Below are 12,369 nucleotides of genomic sequence, written 5' to 3' on the forward strand. Positions count from 1 at the left end.
GGCTACAAATCTCCAAAATCGAATTCGTTGAGTTCATCCAGCTTCTTCTTCTCCTCTTCACCGAGCGGCTGCAGCAGCTCCTCGCTCGTTTGTTCCGCTCCCGCTCCCCACAGGTCTCCCAGCAGCTCGGTCACAGCGGCCCGTTCCCGCGGCTCGAAGTCCGCGAACGCCCTGCGCAGGAACACCAGGGAACGGTAAAACGGTTCGTCCTCCAGCGACTGAACGTACAGATCCAACTGCTCCCACAGGGCGGCTCGAGACAGCAGCGCGTAGCGGTTGCGCATCGACAGCCCTTCGAACCAGCCGGCTCCCAGATCGGCGGGAACGCCCGGGGACAGACGGCGCGACACCTCCTGCGAGCATTCGTCCGCGGAGATTTCGTCCCGCTCCAGCAGGATGGCGAAGGCGAAGCCGGACAGCTTGGGGTTGCGGTCGTCCCGCGTGGCCAGCTCGCGCAGCCGCGCCCGCCACAGCGCTTCGTCCACTTCCTCGTAATGCTCCTGCGCGACCGCATGCAGCTGCTGAATCGCCGCGGCCATGCCTCTCGCCGCATCGTCGTTGCAATTCGCCGAATCCACCAGCAGCAAGGCGCCCCGGAGAAACAGCTGCTTCAGCAGCGGCACCAGCGATTCCGTCTCCAGACGGCGAACCGAGCCGTAACGGACGAGCGCGGACAGCTCGAACGCCGCGCCCGCGATCTGCTCGAAGTTGCCGGCTTCCGCCGCCAGCTCCTGCAGGGTCCGCGTCGACTCGGCCATCGCCTCGACTAGCCGGCACTCGCAAGATACGCGAATCAGCTTGGCCGCCTCGGCCAAATTCTCGCATTGCTGCAGCCGCTCATGAATGACGTAAGCCGCCGCAATTTGAATCGTCTCGCCCTTCAGCGTCGACTCGACCGCCTGAATTTCGGCCTCCGGCGTCCACTGCAGCGCCCAGCGCTCCGCCCAGGAGGCCGACTCCTGGCGGACCGCCTGCTTGCGCGCAAACCCGATGCCGAGAACCTCAAGCCGGTGAAGCAGCACCGAGCGGTTCAGGTCCAGGAACGCCGCATCCTCGGACTTCACCCGGCGATTCTCGCGCAGGTCCAAGTCCAAATCCTGCGCGACGGCGCTTTTGTACTTTTCCAGCTTCAGCCGCTTCAGCTCGCGGTTCAGATCGTCCTGAATCGGCGTCTGGCTGACCCCTTCGGGCAGCTTGCCGATCTCCGTTCCGACGTCGATCCGCGCGAGCGCCTCCGCGACGACCGCATAATCCCCGTTGCCCAGGCAGACGACCGCGGCGTCGCGCAGATCCTTCCAGGTCGGCCTGCTGCCTCCCTTTAAGGAAGCCAGCGCCTCGGACATCCGCACCGCTTCGATAACCGAGGCCGTCGAACGGTACGTTCCCGCTTCGCGCAGCAGCGTCGCCAGACGGGTCATATAGATCGTCGGCAGCTCCTCCGACTTGCCCCCGTTCAGACACTCCCAGAACAACTGGTAATAAGCGGGCGCCTGATTGCCCGCTCCGTAGCCGGAATGCGAGGACAGCTTGTAATACGTGTAGGGCATCAGCGTCAGGCTTGTCGGCACGGACGGCAGCTTGGCAAGCTCCGCGTCCGTCATCGCCGGAAGCGACAGGTCGACCGCCGAAGCGTGATGCGCGCCGACGATAACCACGATGCGGTCCGGCTCGTGTCCGGCCGCCATCACTTCGCGAATCCGGCGGCGCATGAACGCTTCGCGCAGCTCGTTATAGGCCAGCTCCTGCGGCGCGGACTCCCGCTCCTCCGCCTCCGTCAGCTCGCGCATGCTCGCCGAAAAGGCATGAATCGCCTGACGATAAGCTCCCTGGCTTCCGGCATGCTCGTAGTGGCGCTCCCAGTAAGCCTCGTAATCGGGCTCATCCGCCAGCTCGGCGATAGATTCGTACAGCGAATGCTGCCAGCCCGCATACGCCCTGCGCTTCTCCGCTGCGTCCTCCGCCGCGTCGTCCTCGCCGCCTTTTTCCCGCAATCCGAGCAGCGCCAGCGACCGGTCCGTCGGCAGATCAATGAACTCGCACGGCACGCCGCGCTTGTTCGCCCAGACGAAAGCCTGATACTCGGGAGAATAGGCCGCAAGCGGAAAAAGCAGCGTACGCACCGGAAGGCTGTCGGTATACGCCAGCAAAGCGACGGGCGGCTTTACGCCGCCTTTGGTCAGTTGGCCGATAAACGCGTTCGCGTCGCTCGGCCCCTCGACCAGCACGGCGGTCGGCTTGATCTCGTCGAGGTACGACCGCAGGTGATAAGCGCCCGCCGGGGACAGGTGTCTGACGCCGAAGACGCGCACCTGCTCCCCGTTCAACCGTTCAGCTCCTTGCAAGCGTTGTACAGGCTGCGCCATTCCGATCCCCGCTTTTTCATCACATTGTCGAGATACTCCTTCCAGACGAGCCGGTCCTTCTCCTCGTCCTTGACGACCGCCCCCTGCAGGCAAGCGGCGATGTCCTCGTCCGCAATCTCCCCCGTGCCGAAGCTGGCGGCCAGCGCCATGCTTCCGGTAAGCAGCGAGATCGCCTCCGCCGTCGAAATGACGCCGCTCGGCGGCTTCAGCTTCTCCTTGTTGTCGAGCGTCGCGCCGCCGCGCAGCTCGCGGAAAATCGTGACCACCTTGCGCACCGCCTCCTCGTCGGGAAGCGCGGCCTGCAGCTCGTAGCTGGCGGCGATCTCGGCGACGCGGCGGTTGACGATGTCGACCTCGGTCTCGATGCTGGAAGGCGCCGGCAGAACAATAATGTTGAACCGGCGCTTCAGCGCCGCCGACATCTCGTTGACGCCGCGGTCCCGCGTGTTGGCGGTCGCGATGACGGAGAAGCCTTTGGAAGCGGACAGCTCGCGACCGAGCTCGGGGATCGAGATCGTTTTCTCCGACAAAATGGAGATCAGCGCGTCCTGCACCTCCGAGGCGCAGCGGGAAATTTCCTCGAACCTCGCAATGCCGCCGTCCTCCATCGCCCGATAAATCGGGCTCTTGATCAGCGCCTGGTCGGAAGGCCCCTGCGCCAGCAGCATCGCGTAGTTCCAGGAATAGCGAACATGCTCCTCGCTCGTGCCCGCCGTTCCTTGTATTACCTTGGACGAGTCGCCGTAGATGGCGGCGGTCAAATTTTCCGACAGCCACGACTTGGCCGTACCCGGCTCGCCGATCAGCAGCAGCGCCCGATCGGTCAGCAAGGTGGCGATCGCCATCTCGACAAGCCGCTTGTTGCCGATATATTTCGGCCGGATCGGTACGCCGCCCGCTTCGCCGCCCGTAATGAACGTCAGCACCGCGCGCGGAGACAGCCTCCACCCCGGCGGCCTGGCTCCCGTGTCGGCAGCGGCCAGCGCCTCAAGCTCGTGGGCGTAAAGCCTCTCCGCAGATAATCTTAAGACATTCGCTGCTTGATCCATTCGATAATCCCCTTCCCGCCGCCGGAGACTTCCTCCGGCTTTCCTCTCAGCTCTTGCACAATCTCCTGCACCTGCTCCCGCACGCTCGGATAATGAAGCTTCTCGGCATGCTGCTCAAGCTTATCCGCGTAAGAGCCCGGGAGCAGTCCGAGCAGCAGACGCTGCTGCGGATACAAGTAATAGATCGTGCGTCTCTTTCCGGCCTCCAATACATGCATCAGCGTATCCGGCGCCTGCTTGCTGCCGATGTTGAACAGAGCCAGCAGAGCATGAATAATGACATCTTCGGTGAAATCCGGCTTCGCTTCGCATTTCTCCAGCAAATACTTCTCCGTCCGCTTGTCGAATTCGTCGGCCAGCCTCGTCACGACCTCCGGTTCGTCCTGCTCGACGAACAGCGCCAGCCAGCGCGGATCCAACGCGGGAATCGGCTCCTCCGGCTCCTCGCGCATCAGGCGATCCGCGATCGTCGGCAGCAGCATCTGCAGGCTTTCCGCCAGCGCTTTTCTTTTCCCCGTCAGCTTATATTTCGAGAAGCGATCGTACACCTCCGCGGGAGGCAGGCTGCGCATGGCGGCATACAGGCTGATCTCCAAATACCGCCCCCGATTGTTGTCCGCGAGCGCCACGGCAAAGCTCCGGGCGTCCTGTCCGTCGTCCGCCTTAAGACGCTCTCCCGCCGTCCGCTGCAGCCAATACGGCGCATGGGCGACAAACAGCGGGCTGGAGAACAGCTCCTTGAGCAGCTCCGTCGCTTCGGGGAACCTCCGGTCTCCGAGCGCATCGAGCACGGCCTGCACCGGAGCCCACGCCTCCTCCTTTTTCGGCTCTTCCTCCGCCAGCTCGCCGCTCACCGTTCTTGCATACGCAATGGCGCGGCGAATCAAATCGGCGTCCGCGGATATTCGGAGCGGTTCTACGGCAAGCTCGCGGTCCTTGGAGACGAGCGCCTTGTAGATTCGTTCGGATGCCGCCGGCGTGCCTATATTCGCCAGCGCCAGCAGCGCCGCGCGGCGAATCTCCTTGCGCTTCTCGCCCGCCTGAGCGAGCAGAAAGCTTTCCTGGTCGGCATAGCTTCCGAGCAGCTCGACCGCCGTTGCCCGCACCTCCGGCGAGCCTTCCTCAGCGGTTCGGAGCAGCAGCGGCTTCGCCGCCTCCCCCTGCAGCCCGTGAATAAGGCGAAGCCGGCGCGAGTCCCCTTTGCCGCCCTCCGGGCGGAAGGCGGCGAGCAGCGCCGGGAGGGCGGCCTGCCCGAATCCGGGCATGATTTTCTCCTCGACGACCTCGGGAATTTCCGCGTAGCTGTCGTCCAGCGCGGCCACCGCGGGGAGCACCAGCCGATAGTCATGAACCGAGCCTTCCTCGCAGGCCTGGCGAATGACCTCCATTCTTCCTTGGCCCTTCACGGTCAGCGCCTCGATCACCGGCTTCAGCTTGCGATAGGGCTGCATGGCGTAATCGAAAGTATCCGCGCCTTCCAGCGCAGCGGTCTCTCCCGGAACGTCCGTCCGCCCTTGGGTGAGCAGAATCGATTGCAGCAGCGCCGACAGGTCGAGCAAACGGATATCCGCTTCGTCCTGCCCGGCTTCCAGCGTCAGCTCAACGGCCTGCGCGACCCGCGCAAATACGGGCGAAGCCTCCCCCAGCTTCTTGACGGCGGGCAGCAGCTTCGTCAATCTCAGATCGCCGCGGGCCAGCTTGCTCCCGGCGATGAATAATCTTCTTGTCTCTCTGTCCAGTTCATGCAGCGTCTCTATGCTCATTCTCCGGTCCTCCCTTGCAAGCTAGTACAGCAAACGAACGACGGCTCTGTCCGTCACAACGCTGAGCGGCTGCGCGCTCAGCCTGCCGCTCTCCGCGTCGTGCCCGAACATCGCCAGCAGCGCCTGGCCCTTGACGTCGCGCCGATGCAGAAGCGGCAGCAGATGTGTCGTCGGCTGCTCCAGATAAGCGATATCCGCCAGCGGAAGCTTGTTCTCTTGTTCGTCGACCAGCGCGTACCGGCCTTCCCCGTCGACGGCGATTTCCTTGAACGCCAGCAGCAGAACCGGATGCTTGTCGGACAGCGGGTTTTTGATCTGGTTTTTCACCTGCTTGATCGCTTCGGGGAACGAACGCATCGCCGCGGACAGCGCCGAATCGTAAGCCGGCGCGTCCGGCCGCTCGAACGTCTGCGTCTCCCAGCGCACCCGGGCGTTCAGCTCGCCCGGATACACGAGCAGCTCACCGGTATGCACGACGTCGAATACGGAGTCCTCTTCCCGAATATGCTTGGCGGCGCGAAACGGCCGATAAGTGCGGGTAACGCGGATGCGTCCGGTCGCGAGCTCGATCCAGTAGCCTTCGTCGACGTATTCGCCCCGCGCCGGATCTTCGAACGAGCGGAAAGCGAGCTGCAGCAGCCGCGTATCGCCAAGCGCCAGCCCGCGCTCACGCAGCTCGGCGATCTGCCAGGCATGGCCGATCTTTTCCTCCAGCGGGGAGTCGACGTCCAGCGGCAGATCGGGATTTTCCAGCCGCGCGGTTAAATGCTCCCGGCTTTTCTTCAGCAGGGAATGCAGCAGCGTCATGCGCGACGCCGCCCGGGTATACATCGTCTCGCGCTCCCCGCCGCCGTCCAATTCGGACAGCAGTCCGCGGAATGCGATCTGGATGCCCGGTATGTAATAATTGCCGAGCTGCTTGCACTGCTCGGACAGCAGCTTGATCGTTTTCTTGTCCGCGCTTCCGAGGCCCGACTGGACGAGGCTGCGGAGCAGCTTCTCGGCGATCTCCAGCCCTTCCAGCTGCGCGGCCGTCTTCTTGACAAGCGCGGATTTGTTCGTTTTGCGCTTGGCCGGCGCGGTTCCTTCGACGTTCGCCGCTTCGCGTTTTTTCTTCTCGCGCTTTTCGGCCTTCTCCCGTTTGTCCGCAATGTCCTGCGGCACCTCGGCGACGGCGAACGGCGATCCGGAGACGTAAGCGTACATCAGGCCGAGCAGATGCTTGCAGGGAAACTGCCGGCTCGGACACGAGCAGCGAAACACCGGACTTTCGGGATTGACGAAGTCCGCCGAGCAGCGGTAAGGCTCCTTGCCGCTTCCCTTGCATTCTCCGAACAGCAGCGTGCCGTCCTCGGCGCGGCCGAGCTGCTGAAAGCTGTTTTTTCTCGCCAGCTCCTTGCCGTTCTTGATGGCGGCGGCGTTAAGCGCGAGACTGTCCACATAGGACTCGGTTAACTGATTCATAGGATCGATCCCCCGCATTGTCGTAGTCACTCGCATGATCATAGTCGTCCTTCAATAAGTTACTTCCCGATCGCCACGGAGATTTCCTCTCCGTGCGGGAAAGTTGGGAAGATGGTCGCAACTTATATAGATTCGCAACTTTGGGAGAATAGAATCGTTCAATAAGTAAAAAGCCTTATTTCGTGAGGAGACTGCGTCCGATGTACCTGAAAGAAGTCACGATCCTGCAGGATCGCTTCCCGGCCCGGGGCGGCTATCCGTTCTCCGTTCCCGCGCTCCGCGCAACCGAGAGGCTGCGCTTCGACGCGCCGGTCACGTTTTTCGTCGGGGAAAACGGCTCCGGCAAGTCCACGCTACTCGAAGCGATCGCCTGGCAGTGCGGCTTTCATACGGGAGGCGGGGGCATCAACCAGGCTTACGAGCTGGAAAGCAGCGAGGCCGCCTTCGGCCCTTATATCCGCCTTTCCTGGCTGCCGAAGGTGCGCAGCGGCTTCTTCCTGCGCGCGGAATCGTTCTTCGACTTTGCCAGCCACTTGGACCGGGAAGTCAGGGAGCAGCCCCAGTATCGCGAGCAGATCTACGCCTCCTACGGAGGAAAGTCGCTGCACGAGCAATCGCACGGCGAATCGTTCCTGAGCCTGTTCCGCAGCCGCTTCGGCAAGCAGGCGATCTATTTGCTGGACGAGCCCGAGGCCGCCTTGTCGCCCGCGCGCCAGCTGAACCTGCTCTCGATCCTCCACGGAATGCGCTCGAGCGCCCAGTTCGTGATCGCCACGCACTCGCCGATTCTGCTCGGCTTTCCGGACGCGCGCATCTATTCGTTCGACGAAGCTCCGATCGCCGGCATCGCCTACGAAGATACGCCGCATTATCAGCTGACGAGAAGATTCCTCGAAAACCGCAAAGCCGTGTTCCGCGACTTGTTCGGCGACGACTGAGCCGCCCCGTCAATCCAGCGGAATCACGACGCTGAAGCGGCTGCCCGTACCGACCGCGCTCTCCACCTCGATGGAGCCGCCCATCTGCTCGATCAGCCGCCGGGCGATCGGCAGACCGATCCCCGTTCCTTCTTCGTTCACGGGAACCTCCTTGATTCTATAGAAGGAATCGAAGATTTTCTCCAGCTTGTCGGGCGCGATGCCGTAGCCGGTATCGGAAATATGGATTTTCAGCCGGCGGTTCGCCTGCTCGTAATGAATCGAGACGCCGCCCTTCGCCTTGTTGTATTTAACCGCATTGGAGAGCAGGTTAAGCAAAATATCCTTTAATCTCTTCCGGTCGAGGGTCACCTCCAGCCCGGTCACATCCGCGGAAACCCGATGCTGCAGCGTAATTCCCTTATCCGCAGCCATCGGCTCGATCATGCCCAGGCAATCCTCCACTACGGTCAGCACGGGGGTTAATTCCATGTCCAGATGAATGACGCCGGCTTCGATTCGCGACAAGTCCAGCACATCGTTGATCAACGCGAGCAGGTGATGGCCCGCCTTCAAAATTTCCACGACGTTCTCCGCTTGGTCCTCGTTCAACTCTTCGTATTCCAGCAATTGCGCAAATCCGAGAATCGCGTTCATCGGCGTTCTCAGCTGATGGCTCATGTTGGACAGAAACTCCGATTTCGCCTTGCTGGCCAGCTCCGCTTCCTCCTTCGCCTTGACGAGCGACGCTTCCAGCTCCTTGCTCTCCGTAATATCCTTGGAGAAGACGGACACCGTCCGCACGATGCCGTCGCCGTCCCGGATCGGCGCCAGCCTTCCCAGCCTCCAGCGCCAGCCCTGCACCGTCTCGACCCGGTATTCGGCCTGCGCCGGCTTGCCGCTCTCGAATACCTGGCGCAGCACTCCCCGATACTCCTCGACCAGGCGCGCTTCCACGAAACGGGCAAACGGCAAACCGATCATCCGCTCGGGGGGAGCCGCCAGATTGCAGGCCTCGTTCGACCAAATATTGACGATGATCCCGTCCTCGTTCAAAATAATGACAACATCATCCAGTGATTGCACGATGGAGGTCAAATTGTTTTTGGCCGCTTCCGTTTCGGTGCGGACCGATTCCAGCTGTCCCATCGTATGCCGCAGCTGCTCTCCCATCTTCACGATCTGTACGGACGTATCCTGCAATTCCCGAATCGAATACGACGGGTACCGCTGCACGTAGTTTCCGTTGCTGATCTCCAGCGCCATCCTCTTCATATGGATCAACGGCTTGACAATTTCCGTCGTCATGGTCTGCAGCAGCTTGTAGAAGATCGCAATGACCAGAATATAAAACACGACCACAATCCCCAGCATCCAAATTCCGACGCTGGAGACTTGATCGCTGACTTCGTTCGCGTTTTTCGCAATGCCTGCGACTGGGGTGAACAGAATAAGTTTCCAGCCGGTATCCGGCAGCGTCGACCAGGCTACGACATGGTCTTTGCCGGATAAGGTAGTCTGGATAACGCCTTGCACCGAGTTTCCGATCCCCGTATCCTGACCGATGAATTGCTTCAAGCCCAACAACGTCTCTTCGCGAGGGGACATGGACAGGATCATGCCCTCGTTATCGATCAGCACCCCGAAGCCTTTCCAGGGCACCGCGAGATTCACGACGGGGTTCACGAAGCTCCCGATCACGATATCGACGCCGACGACCCCTTCCAGCAGATTGCCGTCGTACACCGGAGCGACTCTGGACACCGTCCATCCGTTGCCGGCGGAAGCCATGCGCGGGCTTGTCCACTTGATGCCCGTGTCCGGCGCTAACGCGGAGGCCGACCCCTGGAAGCTTCGGACTTGTCTCGCAAAGTCGGGCATGGCGGTCGGATCGAATCCGTCCGCGCCCGGATAGATCATGCTGATGGAATCCTGGGAATTGAAGTACATCTCTCCGATGGAAGGATACACGGCTTTCAGATTTTCCATTAAACCTTCCAGGGTCAACAGCCGAAATACTTTCTTAAGCTTCTCTTCCGTCATCGGGGAATCCGCCGGAATATAGATGGCCGCTCCCCCCTCGGCGCGATCCGTATAGACCTGATAATCGCCCTGGACCGACAGCTGCAGCCGTTCAAGGTACGCCGTCTCGTCCGGAGCGGGGCTTTGCAACGCTTTGGCGGTCTGTTCCCTATATATTTCCGCAACCTGCGTCGTGCTCAGCAGCTGCTTATCGATCATATCCGCTTCGTTAAGCGCCTGCCCCAGCAAGCTGAGGGTCATATCGACGCGGTCCAGATGAATATTTTGCTGCCGGGTCCATTCGTTCGCCAGGAAGAACAGAAGCATGCACAGAAATCCGAGTATCAGGAGCGGCACCAACAGCGTTTTGGAAATCGTTTTCCATACCCATTGAAACAATGAGGTTTTTTTCATACTAACCCCCACACTAAGGAGAATGAATGCCTGTGTCCGGAAAATCCTATCGGATTCTCATTGCAGAAGACAATGCGGTCAATTTGAAGCTGATTCATAAAATTCTGATCAAGCTGAAGCATCTGCCCGAAACCGCGCATAACGGCCTTGAAGTGCTCCAATCGCTGAAGCGGGGACGCTTCGATTTCGTGCTGATGGACGTTCATATGCCGCAATTGGACGGCCTGGAGACGACCCGACGGATTTTGGCGGCTTACGAGACCGCGGAGCGGCCCGTCATTATCGCCATGACGGCAAATGCCATGAAAGGAGACAGAGAGCGATGCCTGGGAGCGGGAATGGACGATTATTTAAGCAAGCCGATTATCATCAAGGAGCTGGAGGAGAAATTGAACGATTGGGGCCAGCGGCGAACGGAAAAGCTGGAGGCGGCGACAAACGATCCCTTGCGGCTTCATCGGCCTGACGAATCGATCCGGATCATGGACCTGGACAGATTGGATCTGCTGCGTTCGATTCAACCTCGCCTTTCGGAGCTTCTCGACCTGTTTCGCGTATACGTCTCTCAGAGCCGGGAGCTTGTCGCCAAGCTTCGTCTGCAATGGCTGGAAGGAAACGTCGTCGGAATGGCCGAAAGCGCGCACAGCTTAAAAGGCGCAGCCTTGAATTACGGCGCCTGGCAGGTTGCCGAATTATGCGACCGGTTGGAGCGGTCGATTCAGCGCGGCCGAGCGCTCGACCTTCCGGAGCACCTCCGTCGAATCGAGACCAGCCTGGAGCTCGCTTCCAGAGAGATGGCGGACTGGGTCCGCGCTCAAACTTGATCGATATCGCCCAAATAAACGATTCTTACCTGGTCCAAGTACGCCGCAAGCTCTTGAACGGCCTCCGCGATAATCGCCGCCTGCTCGAATGCCGCCGCCTCCGCTATTTTCTGGCCCAGTCGGCTGACGGCATCCATGCCGTACCCGCTGCCGCTCCCCTTCATGCGATGACCGATCAGTCCGATCCGCTCATAATCTCCCAGCTCAAGAGAGACGGAAATCTGGTGCAGGTCCAGATAACGGTTATCGATGTAGCCGGGAATCAGCTCCTTCAAATCCTCCTTTAGAAGAACAAGATGAACGGGCTCGACCCGAATCCGGTTCAGCAGCTCCCACAGCTTCTGATGGGAGAACGGCTTGTGCAGAAAATGATTGCAGCCGGCCCGCTCGCATCTGAGAATCTGCTCCTTGCGCGTATGAGCCGTAAGCGCAACGATATGGGCGGGCTCCCTGTGCTGGTCTTTCTCGATTCGGCGAATATCCCGGGTGGCCAAATAGCCGTCTCTGACGGGCATGACCATATCCATCAATACGACATCGTAGCTTTTGCGGGCGTACATCCGAACCGCTTCTTCGCCGTTCTCGGCAAAATCGATCCGGCAAGGGTATTCCTTCAAGAACAGCTGCAGGAGCAATTGATTGTCCCGCCCGTCCTCCGCGATCAAAATGTCCAATTGTTCCGGGTAGAGCAGTTTCATCTGTTCTCACTGCTTTCCTAGCTTTCTCTTGTTGCGAAAATCGGGTTTCGGAGCCCTCGTTTTCCCCTCGGCAGCCAGATGCCTCATTCGACACAAACCAACATCATTCTTACTAAAATGAGAATAATTATGGTAAAATAATTTCATAATCATGAAGGAGAAATAGCCATGCACAAACATAAGATTCTGATTGCAGACGATGACATGGACATTATCCTCTTATTAAGAAAAGCGCTCGAATCGGAGGGCTATCTGACCACCTATGCGTTAAACGGCAACGACGCGATCATGAAAGCGAAGGATCCCGAGTTGTCCCTTATTTTATTGGATATTGTCATGCCGGATCTGAACGGTCTTCATGTTTGTAGAAGAATTCGCGACGAAATCTCCGTCCCCCTCATCTTCCTGAGCGCCAAAGATCGCGAGATCGATATTATTATCGGCTTGGAGCTTGGCGCGGACGACTATATTACGAAGCCGTTCAGCGTGGACGAGGTGATCGCGCGCGTCAAGTCGCATCTTCGCCGGGAGACGCGAAAGAAGAAGGAGGCCGAGAGTCGTTCCCTTCTTCGATCGGGACAATTAACGATTAATAAAGATACATACGAGGTCGCGATCGACGATCTGAAAATTACGCTGTCTACGAAGGAGTTCCAAATTCTCGTCTACCTGGTCGAGAACAAAAATCGGGTATTAAGCCGCGAGCAAATCTACGAAGCCATCTGGGGCTTTAATGAAATCGGGGATCTTAATACCGTAACCGTTCATCTGAAAAATATTCGTCTGAAGATGGATCCCGAACGCCGCTTCATCAAAACCGTATGGGGCGCCGGCTATAAATTCGTAGGCTGACCG

General features: G+C 59.8%; 9 protein-coding genes. 3 read left to right on the forward strand and 6 right to left on the reverse strand.

The features are described from left to right. Positions 1–2: 2 nt before the first annotated feature. The 4 genes from ACFFT4_RS13660 to ACFFT4_RS13675 are packed head-to-tail and all read right to left on the reverse strand — an operon-like array spanning position 3 to position 6,639. Entirely contained in the window at positions 3–2,363 is a 2,361-nt protein-coding gene (locus tag ACFFT4_RS13660; protein WP_378048465.1) for a DUF5682 family protein, read from the reverse strand. Next, positions 2,321–3,412 (reverse strand): ATP-binding protein, encoded by a 1,092-nt coding sequence (locus ACFFT4_RS13665; RefSeq protein ID WP_378048467.1) that lies wholly within the window; start codon positions 3,410–3,412, stop codon positions 2,321–2,323. The genes ACFFT4_RS13660 and ACFFT4_RS13665 overlap by 43 nt, the downstream gene beginning before the upstream one ends. Then, positions 3,388–5,175, reverse strand: a complete 1,788-nt coding sequence (locus ACFFT4_RS13670) for a HEAT repeat domain-containing protein (RefSeq protein ID WP_378048469.1) — start codon at positions 5,173–5,175, stop codon at positions 3,388–3,390. Before ACFFT4_RS13670 ends, ACFFT4_RS13665 begins: the two co-directional genes overlap by 25 nt. Positions 5,176–5,196: 21 nt before the next feature. Continuing rightward, the gene (locus ACFFT4_RS13675; protein WP_378048471.1) at positions 5,197–6,639 is read right to left on the reverse strand and encodes an SWIM zinc finger family protein; all 1,443 of its coding nucleotides are present in this window, start codon (positions 6,637–6,639) and stop codon (positions 5,197–5,199) included. A gap of 200 nt (positions 6,640–6,839) precedes the next feature. Here ACFFT4_RS13675 and ACFFT4_RS13680 point away from each other — a divergent pair, with 200 nt between their 5' ends. Beyond that, on the forward strand, positions 6,840–7,577 hold the full coding sequence (locus ACFFT4_RS13680; protein WP_378048473.1) for an AAA family ATPase: 738 nt from the start codon (positions 6,840–6,842) through the stop codon (positions 7,575–7,577). A gap of 9 nt (positions 7,578–7,586) precedes the next feature. Here the strand turns inward: ACFFT4_RS13680 and ACFFT4_RS13685 are convergent, their stop codons facing one another. Then, the gene (locus ACFFT4_RS13685) at positions 7,587–9,992 is read right to left on the reverse strand and encodes a sensor histidine kinase (RefSeq protein WP_378048474.1); all 2,406 of its coding nucleotides are present in this window, start codon (positions 9,990–9,992) and stop codon (positions 7,587–7,589) included. Positions 9,993–10,024: 32 nt separating this feature from the next. Between ACFFT4_RS13685 and ACFFT4_RS13690 the strand changes: the two genes are divergently transcribed. Continuing rightward, on the forward strand, positions 10,025–10,816 hold the full coding sequence (locus tag ACFFT4_RS13690; RefSeq protein WP_378048476.1) for a response regulator: 792 nt from the start codon (positions 10,025–10,027) through the stop codon (positions 10,814–10,816). Here the strand turns inward: ACFFT4_RS13690 and ACFFT4_RS13695 are convergent. Further along, on the reverse strand, positions 10,807–11,514 hold the full coding sequence (locus tag ACFFT4_RS13695; protein WP_378048477.1) for a response regulator: 708 nt from the start codon (positions 11,512–11,514) through the stop codon (positions 10,807–10,809). The two genes, ACFFT4_RS13690 and ACFFT4_RS13695, sit on opposite strands and share 10 nt — an antisense overlap. A 168-nt stretch (positions 11,515–11,682) precedes the next feature. Here ACFFT4_RS13695 and ACFFT4_RS13700 point away from each other — a divergent pair, with 168 nt between their 5' ends. After that, positions 11,683–12,366: a response regulator transcription factor gene (locus ACFFT4_RS13700; protein ID WP_378048478.1), complete on the forward strand. Its 684-nt coding sequence runs from the start codon at positions 11,683–11,685 to the stop codon at positions 12,364–12,366. Positions 12,367–12,369: the final 3 nt, after the last annotated feature.

The organism is Cohnella cellulosilytica, from assembly GCF_042431195.1.
Lineage (GTDB): Bacteria > Bacillota > Bacilli > Paenibacillales > Paenibacillaceae > Cohnella > Cohnella cellulosilytica.

Coding starts and splice junctions, on each gene's coding strand:
- ACFFT4_RS13660 (WP_378048465.1), bottom strand. CDS start 2,363: ATGGCGCAGCCTGTACAACGCTTGCAAGGAGCTGAACGGTTGAACGGG.
- ACFFT4_RS13665 (WP_378048467.1), bottom strand. CDS start 3,412: ATGGATCAAGCAGCGAATGTCTTAAGATTATCTGCGGAGAGGCTTTAC.
- ACFFT4_RS13670 (WP_378048469.1), bottom strand. CDS start 5,175: ATGAGCATAGAGACGCTGCATGAACTGGACAGAGAGACAAGAAGATTA.
- ACFFT4_RS13675 (WP_378048471.1), bottom strand. CDS start 6,639: ATGAATCAGTTAACCGAGTCCTATGTGGACAGTCTCGCGCTTAACGCC.
- ACFFT4_RS13680 (WP_378048473.1), top strand. CDS start 6,840: ATGTACCTGAAAGAAGTCACGATCCTGCAGGATCGCTTCCCGGCCCGG.
- ACFFT4_RS13685 (WP_378048474.1), bottom strand. CDS start 9,992: ATGAAAAAAACCTCATTGTTTCAATGGGTATGGAAAACGATTTCCAAA.
- ACFFT4_RS13695 (WP_378048477.1), bottom strand. CDS start 11,514: ATGAAACTGCTCTACCCGGAACAATTGGACATTTTGATCGCGGAGGAC.
- ACFFT4_RS13700 (WP_378048478.1), top strand. CDS start 11,683: ATGCACAAACATAAGATTCTGATTGCAGACGATGACATGGACATTATC.